This is a genomic window from Tepidimonas charontis (assembly GCF_007556685.1).
Classification (GTDB): Bacteria; Pseudomonadota; Gammaproteobacteria; order Burkholderiales; family Burkholderiaceae_C; genus Tepidimonas; species Tepidimonas charontis.
In genome coordinates this window covers 29054-46210 of the sequence record NZ_VJON01000021.1, presented here as the reverse complement: position 1 = coordinate 46210, position 17157 = coordinate 29054, and the positions used below count along the sequence as shown (strand labels likewise).

The window sequence follows — 17157 nt, the reverse complement described above, 5'->3', positions numbered from 1 at the left end:
GGGGGGAATTGATATTTTGCGTGACATTTATCACGCTGAATGGCGCCTCGAGCCCGGTCGCGTCAAGCCGACCGGGCTTCGCGCGCAGCCTCCGTCTCGACCAGGCGCACTTGACCACGCCGCGGGCCGCGCTGCAGCCGGCCGCTGCGCAGCAACGTCGTCACGGCGCGCGAGACCGTTTCGGGCGCACAGGCACACAGCTCGGCCAACACCGCGCGCTCGGGCAAAACGATTTCGCGCGTACCACTGGCCGCGGCCAGCCGCGCCAGCGCTGCTTCGACGCGCGCCACCGTGCGCGGCAAACGGGCGATGGCCGCCCACTCGGCCAAGGTTTCGGCCAACCGCACCCCTTCAGCCAAGGCAACGCGCGGGTCGATCGCCGGCGCTGGCGCCTGACTGAGGCAGGCGCGCACGGGGGTCAGAGCCTGGGCGTCGGCAGCGGCGACACCACAGTCGAGCAAAGCGCGCAGACCGAGGGCCTGGGCCGGCCCGACGACTGCCACCGCCTGGCGTCCCGCGTCGGGTACGCGCCGCCGCAGCAACACCACGCCCACCTTGACCACAGCGACCTGGTGCAGTGGCTCACCTTGGCGCAGCAGGGGCTCGCCCGCTCGCAGCGCCACTTCGGCGACGGCGCCTTGCACCGCCGCCGGTGCCAGCAAACACTGCGCGCCATGAATGCACTCGGCGCAGCGTGTGCGGGAATATTGAAGCATACCATCCAACCCTGCTTTTTGTGGGTAAAAACGCCAATATGGTGGCATGACACACGAGGGCACGCAATGCGCCTCGCTCCGCTGCCCTTGCGCTAATTGACATCCTCCCCCGCCTAAAGTCGGGGGATTCCTACGGCGCTCACCCCGGCATCGAGCCGGAATGAGTCGCTTCGGTGGGTTCCTGCTGCTGGCGGCATGACTGCACCGCTCACTTCACAGGCGCAACGGGCGTGTCCCGCCCTGAGTATGTTGATCGCGCCGACCAGATCGGCGTTTTCCTCGAAACCGCATTCGACGCACAGAAACCGGGCCTGCGTCTGGCGGTTGTCCGCCGACACATGGCCGCAGGCCGGGCACGTCCGCGACGTGTTCTGCGGCGGCACGACGATGAGATGCCCGCCGGCCCATGCCAGCTTGTAGTCCAGTTGGCGGCGGAACTCGAACCAGCCTTGGTCGAGGATGGCTTTGTTCAAGCCGGACTTGGCCCGAACATTCTTGCCCGGATTCTCGGTTGTGCCTGCCGCCGACCTGGACATGTTTCGCAGCCGCAAGTCCTCGATGCACACCATCGCGTGGTTTTGGCTGATCGTGGTCGTGGCCTTGTGCAGGTAGTCGCGGCGGACGTTACCGATCCGGGCGTGAATCTTCTGGACGCGGGCTTTCGCCTTCTTCCAGTTGTTGCTGAACTTCGTTTTGCGGCTCATCGCCTGCTGCGCACGGCGCAAGCAGTCTTCGTGCCGCTTGAAACTGTTGAGCGGCGCGTAGAACGTGCCGTCTGAGAGCGTGGCGAAGCGTGTCACGCCCATGTCGATGCCCACGGCACTGGTGGCCTCGGGCACTGGGGCTTGAATTTCACGCGCTGTCTGGATCGACACGAACCATTTGCCGCACGACTGGCTGACGGTAACGTTCTTCACCTCGCCCAGTACCTTCCGGCTGTTGCGATAGCGCACCCAGCCGAGCTTGGGCAGGAAGATGCGGCTGTTGGCCTGGTCGAGCTTGATCTGCTTCGGGTCGGGATAGCGGAAGCTGTCGTGTTGGCCCTTCTTCTTGAAGCGCGGGACGTTGGCCCGCTTGGCGAAGAAGTTGGCGTAAGCGCGCTCCAGATCCTTGAGCGTTTGTTGCAGCGGATGCACAGGCGCATCGGCCAGCCACGGCGTTTCAGGCCCATTGCGCCACTCGGTGAGCAGCTTGCACAGGCCGGCGTAGCCGAGCTTCTTCTCGCCTTGCTCGTAGCGTTCCTTCTGCAACGCCAGCGCCTTGTTGAAGACGAAGCGGCACGACCCGGCAAAGCGGCGCATCTGGCGCTGCTGTTCGCCGGTCGGCATCAGTTCGTATCTGAAGGCTTGCAGACGTTGCATGGGCGAAATGATACGCTTGGCCTATGGGACGCCTACGGCGTCCGCGCTATCCTTCCCCGGCCTGAAGGCCGAGGCTTGCCGCGCACCAGGTCAAACCCAGGTCAATACAACCCCGCGTGCCCCGGCGGCCGGGTCTTGAAGCGCCGATGCAGCCAGTGGTACTGGCCGGGGGTCTCGGCGATCCAGCGTTGCAGCTCGGCGTTCATGCGCTGTGCGTCGGCCACGTCGTCACCACTGGGGTAGTCCGGCCACACCGGCCCCACCCAGACCCGGTAGCCGTGCCGATCAAGCCGCGCCACCACCGGCCGCACCGGAGCCGGCCCCAGGGCCGCCAGCCGTGGTAGCGCGGTCACGGTGGCCGCGGGTATGCCGAAAAAGGGCACGAAGACCGATGGCGCTGCCCCCAAGTCCATGTCCGGCAGCAGATACACCGCGGCACCCGCGCGCAAGGCGCGCGCCAGACCGCGCACCCCCTCGCGACGCGAGACGAGCTGCGGCGCGCCAAAGCGCGCCCGTCCGGCGCGCACCCAAGCGTCCAACAGCGGGCTGTTTTGCGGGGCGTACATGCCCGCCCACGGCCGCACGATGGCCTGCGTCAAGCGCGTCCACGCGGCATCCAACCCCACGAAGTGCGGCACGAACAGCAGCTGCGGGCCACTTTGGGCCAGCGCCGGCCAGTCACCTTCCAGCCGCACCCGCTGCGCCACCTGCGCCGCCGATCCGTGCCACAGCCAGATGCGATCGACGAAGGCCTGCCCGAAATGGCGAAACGTCTCCCACGCCCAGCGCCGCCGCTGCGCGGGTGTGGCATCGGCAAAGCACAGGGCGAGGTTGCGGCGCACCACGGCGCGCCGCCGCGCCGCGACCACATAGAGCACGGCGCCCAGCGCGGTGCCGGCGGCACGCAGCCACGGCAGCGGCAGCCGGGCCAGCGCGCGCAGCCAGGCAGGCCCCGGCACGGCTGCGGATGAGGGGTTGAGCAAGGTCGTCACGAGCGCCGTGCATCATAGCGACTGCCGCGCCCGCCCGGGCCCATCCGGCCGGGCAGCGCTGACGCGCCAGCAGGCCCGCGCTCACAACGGGCTGTCGATGCGGATCCAGGTCGTCTTCAGCTCGGTGTATTTGTCGAAGGCGTGCAGCGATTTGTCGCGCCCGATGCCGCTTTGCTTGAAGCCGCCAAAGGGCACTGTGATGTCGTCTTCGTCGTATTGGTTGACGTGCACGGTGCCGGCACGCAGGGCGCGCGCCACCGCGTGCGCTTTGTTGAGGTCGCGGGTCCACACCGCCGCCTGCAGGCCGTAGATGCTGTCGTTGGCCTGGCGCACGGCGTCGGCCGCGTCGGTGAAGGTGATGACCGACAGCACCGGCCCGAAAATTTCCTCGCGCGCGATCGTCATATCGTTGGTGACGCCGTCGAACACCGTGGGCTGCACATAGAAACCACCGGGCACCGGCTGCACCGCCTGGCCGCCGGCGAGCAGCCGGGCGCCCTCGGCCTGCCCTTGCGCGATGTAGCGCAGCACGGTGTCGAGCTGGGTGCGGTCCACGATCGCCCCCATGACCGTGTCCTTGTCCAGCGGGTTGGCCGGCTGGTAGCGCGGCAGCAGCGCCAAGGCCTTGTCCAAAAACGCGTCTTTGATCGAGGCTTCGAGCAATAAGCGCGAGGGCGCGTTGCAGCTCTCACCCTGGTTGAAGCAGATGCCCGCCACGGCGGCTTGCACCGCGCGGTCGAGGTCGGGGCAGTCGGCAAAGACGATATTGGGCGACTTGCCGCCCAGTTCGGTCCAGGCGCGTTTGAGGTTGCTCTGCCCGGCCATGACGTGGATTTGCTTGCCCACCCGTGTGCTGCCGGTGAAGGCGATGCCATCGACATCCATGTGCAGGGCCAGCGCGCTGCCGGCTTCGGGCCCGAAGCCGGGCACGACGTTGAACACGCCGGGTGGCACGCCCGCCTCCAGGGCCAGTTCGGCCAAGCGCAGGGCGCTCAGCGGCGATTTTTCACTGGGTTTGAGCACCACCGAATTGCCCGCCGCCAGCGCCGGCGCGATTTTCCACGCCGCCATCAACAACGGATAATTCCAGGGCACGATGACGCCGACCACGCCGAGCGGCTCGCGCGTGATCAGCGCCAATGCCGTCTCGGGCGTGGGGGCGATTTGATCGTAGAGCTTGTCCACGGCCTCGCCATACCAACGGATGCAGTTGGCCGCGGCGTGCACGTCCACGCTCTTGGCGTAGCGCAGCGGCTTGCCCATGTCCAGTGTCTCCAGCAGCGCCAGCTCGTCGGCGTGGGCCAGGATGCGTTCGGCCAGCCGGATGAGGACGCGCTTGCGCGCCGCCGGCGGCTGACCGGCCCAGCGGCGCTCGGCAAAGGCGGCACGGGCGGCGGCCACGGCAGCATCGATGTCGGCCGGGCCGCCTCGCGCCACCGTCGTCAGCCGCCGGCCATCCACCGGCGAGACACAGTCGAAGGTGCGGCCGTCGGCGGCATCGACACGGCGGCCATCGATGACGGCGCGGCCGTCGAGGGTCAAGGACGACAGGTCAACAGGCATGGGCTTCCTCGGGCATGGTGGGTGGGCGCCGCCCACCATCGGGGGCGGCACGACAGGCCAGCGGTGGCGGCGCACGTCGGCACTGCGCCACCGGTGCGCTGCGGCCATGGTAGCGGAGGGCGCGCCGGTCACGGCAGACCATTGGCTGGAGCGGCCACCGGTCCAATCGTGACGACGGCCACGCCGCCCCACACGCCTTGCCAGCGGTGTGGCCGGCAGCGCATGCGGGGTGCATCGGTGGCTTGCCTGCCGCGCCCTTGCCCCGGCCGTCAGCGCGGGGCCAGCGCCGTTTCGGTGCGCGCGGCCGCAGCGATTTCGCGCTCACGCCGGCGCGTGCTGCGCGCCACCCACACCGCATAGCTGACGACGACGACGGTGACCGTGACGATGAGCAGCGTGGCCGCCGCGTAGATGGTGGGGTTGATGCCGCGCCGCGCGTAGCCAAAGATGACTTGCGGCAGCGTGTTGACGCCGGGGCCGGAGAGGAATTCGGAGATCACCACGTCGTCGAACGACAGGGTAAACGACAGCAAAAAGGCCGCCAGCACCGCCTGCGCGATGTTGGGCAGCGTCACCAGAAAGAACACCTGGTGCGGACGCGCCCCGAGGTCCATCGCGGCTTCTTCGATGCGGCGGTCCATCTCCAGCAGGCGCGACTGCACCACCACCACCGCGTAGGCCATGCCCATCAGCGTGTGACCCAGGATGATGGTCAGCATGCCGCGCTGCGGCCAGCCGAAGACGTTTTGTGCACCCACCATCAGCAGCAGCAGCGACAGGCCGATGATCACCTCGGGCATGACCAGCGGCGCGTTGACCATGCCGGAAAATAGGGTGCGCCCCCAAAAGCGCCGATAACGCACCAGCACGAAAGCGGCAAACGTGCCCAGCACCGCCGACAGCACGCCGGTGGCCAGGGCCACCTTGAACGAAACGAAAAACCCGTTGACGATTTTGGTGTCGTTGAACAGCGCCTCGTACCAGCGCAGCGAAAAGCCGGTGAAGACCGCATCTTGCCGCGTGCTGTTGAACGAAAAGACGATCATGAACAGCAGCGGGGCGTACAAAAATGCGTACACCAGCACCAGCCAGAATTTGCCAAAGTGGCGTGCGAGCAGGGCTTTCATGGCCGCGGACCCTCTCTGGTTTCAGTGCGCGCTGCGCTCGCCGCTGTAGCGGTAGTAGATGGCCAGCGGCACGACGATGAGCGCGATCATCACCACCGCGAGCGCCGCCGCGCGCGGCCAGTTGTTGGCGGTGAACATCTCGTCCCACACCACGCGCCCGATCATCAGATTTTCCGGGCCACCGAGCAGGGACGGGATGACGAATTCACCCACCGACGGAATGAACACCAGCATGAAGCCAGCGATGATGCCGGCCTTGGACAGCGGCACCGTCACCAGCCAGAAGGCGCGCCACGGGGTGGCGCCCAGGTCGTAGGCGGCCTCCAGCAGCCGCCAGTCGAGCTTGACCAGCGTTGCGTACAGCGGCAGCACCATGAAGGGCAGGTAGACGTAGGTCATGCCCACCAGCATCGATACATTGGTGTAGAGCAGCGGCAACGGCTGGTCGGTCACACCCAGCGCCATCAGCATGCGGTTGACGATGCCACCATCGGCCAAGATGCCTTTCCAGGCATAGACGCGCAGCAAAAACGACGTCCAAAAGGGCAGCATCACCAGCAGCAGCAAGGCTGGGCGCACCGCCTCGGGGCTGCGGGCGATGAAGTAGGCAAACGGATAGCCGATGAGCAAGCACAGGGTGGCGGTGATGGCCGCATACAGCAGCGAGCGGCCATAGGCGTCCACGTACAGGGTGCGAAACAGCGGCCCATCCCACTCGGCTTTGAAGATGGTCCAGTAGTTTTCGAGCTTCAGGCGCAGCACGCCGGCTTGCGCATCCCACAGCGGCTGAAACGGGTCGATACCGCTGCCCATGTCCACGAAGCTGATGTAGAGCAGGATGAGAAACGGCAGCAGAAAAAATACCGTCAGCCACACGAAGGGCACGGCGATGACGAAGCGGCGCCCGGGCAGCGTAATCGAAGGCGAGGACGAGGAGACCATGGCCGGAGCTCCGTAACGGTGGCAGGCAAGGCGAGGGGCGCCGCGTCAGTCGCGCAGCACGACGCCGGCGGTGTCGCTCCACCAGAACCAGACCTCGTCGTCCCAGGTGATGTCCGACAAATCGTGGCGCGAGGTGTTGGCTTCGGTGATGCGCACCTTGTGGCCCTGAGGCGTGACGACGATGTAGCTGTTGTAGGAGCCGAAATAGGCGATTTCCTTGACGCGGCCCTGAAACAGATTGCACGGCACGTTGTCCGGGCGCGCCTTGGCGATGTCGATCTTTTCCGGGCGCACCGCCACGCTCAGCGGCATGCCGATGGCGCCGGGCGAGCCGTAGCCGACATGGATACGGCCGATGGGCGCATCGACCGCGCAGTGGTCGGGCTCGTCGATGGCCATGGTGCCGTCGAACAGGTTGACGCTGCCGATGAAGTCAGCGACGAAGCGGTTGACCGGATGCTCATACATCTCCTGCGGCGTGCCGACCTGCAGCACGCGCCCTTTGCTCATGACGGCGATGCGGCTGGCCATGGTCATGGCCTCTTCCTGGTCGTGCGTGACCATCACGCAGGTCACCCCCACCTGTTCGATGATGTTGACCAGCTCGAACTGGGTTTGCTCGCGCAGCTTTTTGTCCAGCGCGCCCAGCGGCTCGTCGAGCAACAGCAGCTTGGGTCGCTTGGCCAGACTGCGCGCCAGCGCCACGCGCTGCTGCTGCCCGCCGGAGAGCTGGTGCGGCTTGCGTCGCGCGTAGGCGGTGAGCTGTACCAGCGCCAGCATGTCGTCCACGCGCTTGGCGATTTCCGCTTTGGGCAACCCCTCGCGCTTGAGGCCGAAGGCGATGTTGTCCCACACGTCCAGGTGCGGAAACAGGGCGTAGCTCTGAAACATCATGTTGACCGGGCGCTCATACGGCGCCAGCGCCACCACGTCTTGGCCGCCGAGCAGGATACGGCCCGAAGTGGGGATCTCGAAACCGGCCAACATGCGCAGCAAGGTGGACTTGCCGCAACCGGAGCTGCCCAGCAGCGCAAAGATCTCGCCTTTGCGCACCGACAGCGACACCTCATCGACGGCCACCACCTCGTCGAATTTTTTGACCAGTTTTTCGGTGACCAGGTAGTCCTGCGCTTCGGTGGCAGGACGGGGCGCTTCAGCCATGACGGATCGCACTCTTGCTAGAGGGTGGAGACGAAGACAAACGAAACGGGCTGCTCCCGCTGGCACACAGGAACAGCCCGCCGCGACGGCTCACGACCAGACAACCTCTCGGGTCTGACCGAGTTACTTGCCGCGCTTGAAGCGGTTGTAGGCCGAAGCCATCGCCTCGCGCGCTTCGTTGGTGTAGCTGCTGGGCTGGATCAGCTTGGGCAGATACTCCGACGGTGGGAAGATCGACGGGTTGCCGGCGATCTCGGGCGGCAGCAGCGGCTTGACCTTGGCGTTGCCGGTGTTGTAGCCCATTTCGGTGGCCATGGCCGCGGCGTTTTCCGGACGCAGGAAGAAGTCGATGAAGGCGTGCGCGTTGTTCGGGTGCTTGGCATCCTTCAACAGCGCCATGGTGTCGAAGAAGGCCAGCGCGCCGGTGGAGGGCAGCAGGGCCACGATTTCATCCTTGGAGCCGGTTTCGGCCGCGCGGCTGGCGGCGATGTTGATGTCGCCCGCCCAGCCGATGACCGCACAGGCCTTGCCGCTGGCGATGTCGTCGATCATCGTCGAGCTGAAGATGCGGATGTCGCGGCGCACCTTCATCAGCATGTCCACCGCCGCCGCGTAGTCGGTCGGGTCGTTGGAGTAGGCGTCTTTCCCGATGTAGTGCAAGGCAACCGGGATGATTTCGGTGGGCGAATCCAAGTAGGCGATGCCGCAGGATTTGACCTTGGCGGTGTATTTGGGGTTGAACACCAGGTCCCAGGCATTTTCCGGCATGGGCAAGTCGCCCAGCGCCTTTTCCACCTTTTGCTTGTTGATGCCGACGGTGGTGAAGCTCCAGCCCCAAGGGACCAGGTACTGGTTGCCGGGGTCGACGCGGCTGAGCACCTTCAGCACCTCGGGGTCGAGATTGCTGTAGTTGGGAATCTTGGCCTTGTCCAGGGGCTGGAACAAGCCGCCTTCGATTTGCGGTTTGGCAAACACGCTGCCGGGCACGACGATGTCGTAGCCGGTGTTGCCCGCCACCAGCTTGGCGTGCAGAGCCTCGTTGGTCTCGAAGGTGTCGTAGTTGACCTTGATGCCGGTTTCTTTTTCGAACGCAGCCAGCATGCCCTCCGGGATGTAGTCGGGCCAGTTGTAGATGTTGAGCACCTTCTCGTCGTCGAGCACCGGGCCCTTGGGCGCCGGTGCTTGCGCGACGGCGGGCGCCGGCGCTGGCGCCGGCTGCGCAACCGGCTCTTCCTTCTTGCCGCATCCGGCCAGCACTACTGCTGCCACGGCTGCCACACTCCACCAACGCATCGTCATGTTCAGACTCCTTGTCGAGGACCGCCAACCAGCAAAAAAACCGAAAGCAAAAAGCAGACCAACGCGACGGTGACGCCGGCTCCGCCCGACCACACGCCCTCGCCCGGCCCTGCTCATCGCCATTCTAGGGCAGGGTCCGCGCCTTGCCGCTATTTCGAATGCATCGCCGCCGCCTTTTGTTGCACTTCTGCCCATGTTTTGTCCAATGCGGTGCGGATGCAGGCGATCATGGCGTCGATGTCGGCGCGCGTCATCACCAGCGGCGGTGCGATGATCATGCGATCACCCACGGCGCGCATGACCACCCCACTGTCAAAGCAATGGGCGCGACAGATCATGCCCACCTCCCACGCCTCGGGCCAGGGCTGCAGCGTCGCCTTGTCACGCACCAGCATCAAACCGGCGACGAAACCGCAGCTCTCAGCCACCCCCACCAACGGATGGTCGGTCAGTTCGGCAAAGCGCCGCGCCAGGTAGGGGCCGGTGTCGTCGCGCACGCGCTGCGGCAGTGCCTCGGCCTCCAAGATGTCGAGGTTGGCCAGCGCCACCGCGCACGCAACCGGGTGGCCGCTGTAGGTGTAGCCGTGGTTGAATTCGCCGCCGCGCTCGATGAGCACGCGCGCGATGCGCTCGTTGACCAACACGCCACCCAGCGGCACGTAGCCGCTGGTGACGCCCTTGGCAAAGGTCACCAGGTCGGGCTGGGTGCCGAAACGTTCGTAGGCGAACCAGTGGCCCAGGCGGCCAAAGGCGCAAATCACCTCATCCGAGATGAACAAAATGCCATAGCGCTCGACGATGCGCTGGATTTCGGGCCAGTAGGTCTCGGGGGGGATGATGACGCCGCCAGCGCCCTGCACCGGCTCGCCGATGAAGGCGGCCACCCGCTCCGGGCCGAGTTCGAGGATTTTGTCCTCCAGCCAGCGCGCGGCGCGCCGACCGAAGTCGGCCGGCGTCTCGCCTTCGTGGCGCAGCGCCCAGTAGTGCGGCTGCTCGATGTGCACGATGCCGGGAATGGGCAGATCGCCCTGGGCGTGCATGGCCGCCATGCCGCTGAGCGAGGCCGCCGCCACCGTCGAGCCGTGGTAGGCGTTGCGCCGGCTGATGATGATCTTGCGCTGCGGCTGCCCCATCAGGTCCCAGTAGCGCCGCACCAGGCGCACGTTGGTGTCGTTGGCCTCGGAGCCGCTGCTGGTGAAAAACACATGCGTGAACGCACGCCCTCCCACCGGCGGCGCCAGCTCGCACAGGCGCGCCGCCAGCCGCACCGCCGGCTCGGTGGTGGTCTGAAAAAAGGCGTTGTAGTAGGGCAGCGTCATCATTTGGCGGTAGGCGGCGTCGGCCAGCGCCTGCCGCCCGTAGCCGACGTTGACGCACCACAGCCCGCTCATGGCGTCGATGATGCGCTGGCCACGTGCATCCCAGATATGCACCCCGTGCGCGTGGGTGATGAGGCGTGCACCGCGCCGCGCCAGCGCCTGGTGGTCGGTGAAGGGATGCAGGAAGTGCGCGGCGTCGAGCGCTTGCACCTCGCGCAGCTGGGTATCGGTCAGGGGCAGCGGGGCGTTCATCGGGGCGTTCCTCCGGTTCGGTGCTCGGGCGCGCTGCCGCGGCGGACGGGGCGCGCCTGTGGTGTGTCAGACATGCAGCAACAGGTGTTCGCGCTCCCAGGGCGAGATCACTTTCATGAATTCCTCGAACTCCAGCTCTTTGATCTCGGTGTAGACGGTGATGAAGGCCTCGCCCAGCACGTGGTGCAGGTCGGGCTCGCGGCGCAACCAGTCCAGCGCCTCGCCCAGGCTGCGCGGCAGCGCGTAGGGCGACAGGTAGGCGTCGCCGCGCATCTCGGGCTTGGGCTTGATCTTGTTGACCAGCCCCAGGTAGCCGCAGGCCAGGGTCATGGCCATCGCGATGTAGGGATTGGCGTCGGCGCCGATGACGCGGTTTTCCAGCCGGCGCGCCTGCGGTGGCGCAATCGGCGAGCGGATGCCGACGGTGCGGTTGTCGTGCCCCCACTCGATGTTGATGGGTGCTGCGGTGTGGCGTGCCAGGCGCCGATAGCTGTTGACGTAGGGCGCCACCAGGGCCATGGCTGCCGGGATGTAGCGCTGCAGACCGCCGATGTAGTGGTAGAAGGCCTCGGAGGGGCTGCCGTCTTCGTTGCTGAAGATATTGCGTCCGCTGGCCTTGTCCACCAGACTTTGGTGGATGTGCATGGCGCTGCCTGGCTCGCCGGCGATGGGCTTGGCCATGAAGGTGGCGTACATGTCGTGACGCAGCGCCACTTCGCGCACCGTGCGCTTGAACAGGAACACCTCGTCGGCCAGCTCCAGCGGGTGGGCGTGAAAGAAATTGATTTCCATCTGCCCGGCGCCGACCTCGTGGATCAAGGTGTCCACGTTGAGCTCCATCTTGTCGCAGTAGTCGTAGATCTCCTCGAACAGGGGATCGAACTCGTTGACGGCGTCGATGGAGTAGGCCTGGCGCGAGGTCTCGGCGCGGCCACTGCGCCCCACCGGTGGGTGCAGCAGGGTGTTGGGGTCGGTGTTGCGCGCGGTCAGATAAAACTCCAGCTCCGGGGCGACGACCGGCTGCAAGCCCAGCGCGTCGAACAAGCCGCAGACGTGCCGCAGCACGCTGCGCGGGGCATACGGGATCAGCCGCCCGCTGTGGTCGAAACAGTCGTGGATGACCTGAGCGGTCGGATCCTGCACCCAGGGCACGATGCGCGCTGTGGTCGGGTCGGGGCGCAGTTGCATATCGCGCTCGGTGGGGTCGATGACGTCGTAGTACGGCCCACTGCTGGGCTGCTCACCGGTGACACTCATCGCCACCACCGACGCTGGCAGCCGCATGCCGCGGTCTTCGGTGAATTTTTCGCGTGGCAGGATCTTGCCGCGCGCCACGCCGGTGAGGTCCGGCACCAGGCACTCCACCTCGGTGACGCGCCGCTCGTTGAGCCATTGCTCGAGATCGTTGAAGGTTTTGAGGTCTTTCGCACTGCTCATCGCTTGCTCCGTGGTCCACCGGGGCCGCGGGGCCTGCCCGGGGGGCAGGCCGCCGTCGCGGTGGGGTGCCCTCATTCTCGCGGATGGGACACCCCCTCGGCCACACGCCGGGTGCGCTGCGCGCGGCGCTGGCGCACCGCCTCGCCAAACGCGCGCCAGATGGCGCTGGACAGCGCATCCTCCCAGCAGCGCCACTCCGGGTGCCATTGCACCGCCAGCGCAAAGCTGCGGGCGGCAGGAAATTCCACCGCTTCGATCAGACCGTCGGGTGCGTGCGCCACCGCCCGCAGCCCCGGCGCCAGGCGGCGAATGCCCTGACCGTGCAGCGAATTGACGCGCACCTCGGCCGCCCCGCCGGCCAGCCGCGCCAGCAGGCTGTCGGGCTGCACGGTGACGGTGTGGCGCGGGGCGTATTGCTCGGCCAGAGCCACGCCGGCGGGCTCGCGGTGATCCAGATGGCCGGGCAGGGTGTGCACGCGCTGGTGCAGGCTGCCACCCAGCGCCACGTTGATTTCCTGCAAACCCCGGCAGATGCCCAGCAGCGGCACCCCCAGCTGCAGAGCGGCGCGCACCACGGCCAGCGTGACCTCATCGCGCGCCTCGTCCAGTGGCAGCGCCGGGTCGGTCGGCGGCTCGCCAAAATGGCGCGGGTGCACGTTGGAAGGGGACCCCGTCAGCACCACGCCATCGACCGCCGCCAGCAAGGCGGGCACGCTGTCGGCGTCGGCCAGCGGAAACATCACCGGCTGCGCTTGCGCGCACACTTTGACGGCGCGGGCGTATTTGTCTCCCAGCAGCAGGTAGGGCTGAGCGCGCTCGCCCTCGCCCAGCAGGCGGTGGTCGGCGGGCATCCACACCAAAGGCGCTGACAGATCCAGGTCGGTTGGCCACATTGGGGCCATTCTCGGCCCTGTTTGGGGGCACAATGGGTGCCACTTGCCCCATCCGCGGGGATCCACTTGGCCGTGACGCACGGCCATACCCTGACATCAGGCGCCCATGACCCAGTCCGCCACCCTGCTGGCCGATTACCTACTGACCGAGCTGTCGCGCCCCGACGGCCCGGCCGGCCCCGCATCCGGTTTGCCATTGAACCGCCGCCTGTATGAGGCGCTGCGGCGCGCGATCGCGGACGGCCGCTTGGGCGCAGGCGAACGCCTGCCCTCCAGCCGCGCGCTGGCACATGACTTGGGGCTGTCACGCAACACGGTGGTGGCGGCGCTGGAGCAGCTGGGCGCCGAAGGCTATCTGAGCAGCCGCGTTGGCAGCGGCACCTACGTGCAGGAGCACTTGCAGACGCCGGTGGCGGGCGGGCGGCGTGGTCCGGCGCGCAATCCAAGCGCCCTGCCCGGCCTGTCGGTGCGCGGGCGGCGCCTGGCCACGGATGCCGGCGCGGCGGAGCTGGAAATCCAGCCCTTCACGCCCGGGCCGGCCGACTTCAGCGCCTTCCCGCTGGCCCTGTGGCAGCGGCTGCAAAACCGTCACTGGCGCGCCGCCCGCCCCGAGATGCTGGACTACACCACCTCGGGCGGCTACGGACCGCTGCGCCGGGCGGTGGCCGACTATTTGCGCGTCTCGCGTAGCGTGCGCCTGCTGCCGGAGCAGGTGCTCATCACCACCGGTACCCAGCAGTCGCTGGAGCTGTGCGCGCGACTGCTGGCCGACGCGGGTGAGACGGTCTGGATCGAAGACCCCGCCTACTGGGGCGCGGTGAAGGCCTTCACCGCCTGCGATCTGCGCCTGTACCCCACGGCCGTAGACCGTGACGGCTGGGCCCCGCCAGCGGCCGATGCCCCCGCGCCGCGGCTGATCTACGTCACCCCGTCGCACCAATACCCCAGCGGCGCCGTGTTGACGCTGCTGCGCCGCCATGCGCTGCTGCAAGCCGCCCGCGCTGCCAACGCGTGGGTGCTGGAGGACGATTACGACAGCGAATTTCGCTTCGACGCCGCGCCACTGGCCTCGCTCGCCGGCCTGGACGAGGAGGGCCGTGTGTGCTATTTGGGCACGTTTTCCAAGGTGCTGTACCCCGGCATCAAACTGGGCTACCTGGTGGTGCCGCCGCCGCTGGTGGAGGCCTTTCGCCGCGCGCACTACGACCTGCATCGTCCCGGACAGTTGCCGCTGCAGGCGGCCTTGGCCGAATTCATGGAGCTGGGACACTTTGCCACCGCGCTGCGGCGCGCGCGTCAAACCTACGCCGAGCGGCGCGCGACGCTGTTGCGCGCGCTGCAGCCGCTGTTGGCCAACCCGGGGGTGCACCTGAGCGGCGCGGCGCAGGGCCTGCATCTGTGTCTGCACCTGCCCAGCGCCGTGGACGACCAGGCGTTGGCGGCCACACTGGCGCGCGATGGTCTGTCGGTGCGGCCGCTGTCGGCGTACTGCCTGCAGCGGCGCGACTGGCGTGGTCTGCTCATCGGCTACGGCTATGCCCAGCCAGCACTCATCGAGCCGTGCGCGCGCCGCTTGGCTGCCGTCGTGCAGCAGGCCTTGCCAGCGCCCTGAGCGCTCAGCGCGGTATCGGTAGCGGCGCGGTGGCCGGGTGATGGGCTCAGTGTCCCAGGGCGTCGCGCCAGCGCACCCAGGCCATGCCCAGCGCCAGTAGCGGGGTGCGCAGCCAGGGGCCGCCGGGGAAGGCGCGGTGGCGCAGACGCAGGAACAGATCGAACCGGTCGGACTGAACGGTGATGGCCTCGGCCACCAGGCGACCCGCCAAGCCGGTGAGCGCCACACCGTGGCCGCTGAAGCCCTGTAGGTAATACACGCGCTGCCCCACGCGGCCAAAGTCGGGCGCGCGGTTCATGGTGATGTCGACGAAACCACCCCACAGATGGGTCAAACCCACGCCGGCCAGCTGGGGAAAGACCGCCTGCAGGCGCGCGTGCATGGTCGCGCGCAGGCGCGGCGGGGTCATCGTGGTGTAGCTGACGCGCCCGCCGAACAGCAGCCGGGCATCGGCGCTGAGCCGGAAGTAGTCCAACACGACGTTGTTGTCGCACACCGCGGCGCGCTCGGCAATCAGTGTGTCGGCCAGCGCCGCTGGCAGCGGCTCGGTGGCCACGATGTAGGTGCCCACCGGCATAATGCGCGCATGGATGGTCGGCAGCACCCCCGGTCCGTATTCGGGCAAGGTACAGTTGCCCGCCACCACGGCAAAGTCGGCCTCCACGTGGCCGTCGTCGGTGTGTACGCGCACCCCCTGGGCGGTGTTTTGCAGGCGCCGTGCTGGGCTGTACTCGTGCAGTTGCACGCCCGCTGCCTGCGCGGCACGGGCCAGACCCAGGGCGTACTTCAAGGGGTGCAGGTGCCCGGAGATTGGCTCGTAGGCAGCGGCCACATAGCGCGGGCTGTCGATGCGCTGCCGCACCTGCGCGCCCTCGAACCATTGCACGGGCAGATCGTAGTGGCGCTGCAGATCGTCCATTTCGGCGTACAGGGCACGCGCTTTGCGGGCGCTGTCGGCCACGTACAGGTAGCCATGCACCCGCTCGCAATCGATACCATGGCGCGCGATGCGCTCGTCGATCAAGCGCACCGCTTCCAACGACAGCGCCCACGCGGTGCGCGCGCCGTCGGCGCCAAGCTGGGCGCGCAAGGTCTGCATGCCGCAGGCATAGCCGACGATGGCCTGGCCACCGTTGCGGCCGCTGGCACCCGAGCCGATCCGGTCGGCCTCCAGCAACACGACGCGCCGACCGCGCTCGGCCAACTCCAGCGCCGCACTCAGCCCGGCGTAGCCGCCGCCCACCACCACCACGTCGGCACGCCGGGCACCGCGCAGCGGTGGCTGCGTCGGCGGGCGCCGGACACTGGCTTCGTAGTAACTGTCGGTGTTGAGCTGGGTGTCGGATCGCAGCAACGAGGGTTTCATGGGCACAGCGGCGGTCGATGATTCCGAGCAGTCAACGATACCGCGCCATGGCCTCGGCCACAGGGCCAAAAGACAGCAGCGACGGCAGACCGCCGCTGCCGACCGAGGCGACAAACACTGCTCACGCCTGCAACAAGGCCGCCGTTTGCCGGGTCAACTCGTCCAGAAACGCGCGCGTGCGCGCCGGCAGATGGCGCCGACTGGGCAATGCGGCGTAGAGCGACCAGTGATCGGTGACCCAACCCTGGAGCACCCGCTCCAACTCACCACTGGCCAGCCGTTGCGCCACCAGGTCCAGCGAAACCGACAGGATGCCCGCGCCATCCAGCGCCATGCGCAGCAGGGCCTCTAAGTGGTTGCTACAAGCCACCGGCTCCACCGCCACCTGGCGCGTGGCATTGGGACGGTCCGGCTGCCACAATGTCCAGGGATGAACGGGCTGCCCCGGCGCCCGGTAACGCAGGCACTGGTGGTGCACCAACTCGTCGGGGTGCGCGGGCCGCCCAGCCCGCTGCAGGTACGCGGGCGCAGCCACCAGGGCATTCACGCCGCTGGCGATGCGCCGCGCGATCAAACCGGTATCGACCGTGCCTTCGACGGCGAACAGCGCGACGTCGTGCTGTTCGACCGACGGCACCGCGTAGCTCTCGACGTCCACCTCGATACGCAGTGAGGCATGCTGCGCGATCAAGCGCGGCACGATGGGCGCCACCAGTACGCTGGCCAGCACAGGCGTGGCCAGCACGCGCAACACACCCGAGACAGTCTGGCTGCGCTGGCTGACCAAAGCGTCGGCCTCGTCAAGATCGGCCAAGATGCGCCGTACCCGGTCCAAATAGGCGGCGCCCTCATCGGTCAGCGCCACGCGGCGCGTGGTGCGCTGCAGCAGCCGTACGCCCAGCTGCGCTTCCAGCTCGGCCACCATGCGCGTGACACTGGCCGCCGAGACGTCCAAGGTCCGCGCCGCCGCTGCAAAACCACCCGCATCGGCCACGGTTTGGAAAGCTCGCAAGCATTGAATCCGATCCATCGGACCTCATTGTCCATATTTATTTCGTAAATTGCAATAGTACATTGCTTGCATCACTGTTTATCTTTACTTTGTTGAGCAATACAG

Annotated in this window: 14 protein-coding genes; 1 reads left to right on the top strand and 13 read right to left on the bottom strand. The window is 67.3% G+C overall.

Features of this window, described 5'->3' with window-relative positions; genetic code table 11:
• Nucleotides 1-62 precede the first annotated feature (62 nt).
• From Tchar_RS07630 to Tchar_RS07580, 11 genes are all read right to left on the bottom strand, one after another.
• A complete protein-coding gene (locus Tchar_RS07630) occupies nt 63-716 on the bottom strand; it encodes a cyclic nucleotide-binding domain-containing protein (RefSeq protein ID WP_161595479.1) in 654 nt (217 codons plus the stop codon).
• Between the two features lie 113 nt (nt 717-829).
• Nucleotides 830-2077: an RNA-guided endonuclease InsQ/TnpB family protein gene (locus Tchar_RS07625; protein ID WP_144328465.1), complete on the bottom strand. Its 1248-nt coding sequence runs from the start codon at nt 2075-2077 to the stop codon at nt 830-832.
• Between the two features lie 101 nt (nt 2078-2178).
• Nucleotides 2179-3069 (bottom strand): LpxL/LpxP family acyltransferase, encoded by an 891-nt coding sequence (locus tag Tchar_RS07620; RefSeq protein WP_236640381.1) that lies wholly within the window; start codon nt 3067-3069, stop codon nt 2179-2181.
• Nucleotides 3070-3150: 81 nt separating this feature from the next.
• Nucleotides 3151-4632 carry an aldehyde dehydrogenase gene (locus tag Tchar_RS07615; RefSeq protein WP_144328464.1) on the bottom strand — a complete coding sequence of 494 codons (1482 nt, stop codon included), beginning with the start codon at nt 4630-4632 and terminating at the stop codon, nt 3151-3153.
• Nucleotides 4633-4901: 269 nt separating this feature from the next.
• Nucleotides 4902-5759 carry an ABC transporter permease gene (locus Tchar_RS07610; protein WP_144328463.1) on the bottom strand — a complete coding sequence of 286 codons (858 nt, stop codon included), beginning with the start codon at nt 5757-5759 and terminating at the stop codon, nt 4902-4904.
• A 21-nt stretch (nt 5760-5780) separates the two neighbouring features.
• A complete protein-coding gene (locus Tchar_RS07605; RefSeq protein ID WP_144328462.1) occupies nt 5781-6701 on the bottom strand; it encodes an ABC transporter permease in 921 nt (306 codons plus the stop codon).
• A gap of 45 nt (nt 6702-6746) precedes the next feature.
• Nucleotides 6747-7862 carry an ABC transporter ATP-binding protein gene (locus tag Tchar_RS07600; protein ID WP_144328461.1) on the bottom strand — a complete coding sequence of 372 codons (1116 nt, stop codon included), beginning with the start codon at nt 7860-7862 and terminating at the stop codon, nt 6747-6749.
• Nucleotides 7863-7985: 123 nt separating this feature from the next.
• Nucleotides 7986-9161 (bottom strand): extracellular solute-binding protein, encoded by a 1176-nt coding sequence (locus tag Tchar_RS07595; RefSeq protein WP_236640380.1) that lies wholly within the window; start codon nt 9159-9161, stop codon nt 7986-7988.
• Between the two features lie 149 nt (nt 9162-9310).
• A complete protein-coding gene (locus Tchar_RS07590; protein WP_144328460.1) occupies nt 9311-10732 on the bottom strand; it encodes an aspartate aminotransferase family protein in 1422 nt (473 codons plus the stop codon).
• A 66-nt stretch (nt 10733-10798) separates the two neighbouring features.
• On the bottom strand, nt 10799-12169 hold the full coding sequence (locus Tchar_RS07585; RefSeq protein WP_144328459.1) for a glutamine synthetase family protein: 1371 nt from the start codon (nt 12167-12169) through the stop codon (nt 10799-10801).
• 71 nt (nt 12170-12240) lie between these two features.
• Nucleotides 12241-13062, bottom strand: coding sequence for a gamma-glutamyl-gamma-aminobutyrate hydrolase family protein (locus Tchar_RS07580; RefSeq protein ID WP_144328458.1), 822 nt, complete (start codon nt 13060-13062; stop codon nt 12241-12243).
• Between the two features lie 124 nt (nt 13063-13186).
• On the opposite strand from Tchar_RS07580, the gene pdxR reads away from it, so the two are divergent.
• Nucleotides 13187-14674 carry a MocR-like pyridoxine biosynthesis transcription factor PdxR gene (gene pdxR, locus Tchar_RS07575; protein WP_144328468.1) on the top strand — a complete coding sequence of 496 codons (1488 nt, stop codon included), beginning with the start codon at nt 13187-13189 and terminating at the stop codon, nt 14672-14674.
• 46 nt (nt 14675-14720) lie between these two features.
• On the opposite strand, the gene Tchar_RS07570 is transcribed toward pdxR, so the two are convergent.
• Both Tchar_RS07570 and Tchar_RS07565 read right to left on the bottom strand, forming a co-directional pair.
• Nucleotides 14721-16040 (bottom strand): NAD(P)/FAD-dependent oxidoreductase, encoded by a 1320-nt coding sequence (locus Tchar_RS07570; RefSeq protein WP_144328457.1) that lies wholly within the window; start codon nt 16038-16040, stop codon nt 14721-14723.
• A gap of 121 nt (nt 16041-16161) precedes the next feature.
• Nucleotides 16162-17070: a LysR family transcriptional regulator gene (locus Tchar_RS07565; RefSeq protein ID WP_144328456.1), complete on the bottom strand. Its 909-nt coding sequence runs from the start codon at nt 17068-17070 to the stop codon at nt 16162-16164.
• Nucleotides 17071-17157: the final 87 nt, after the last annotated feature.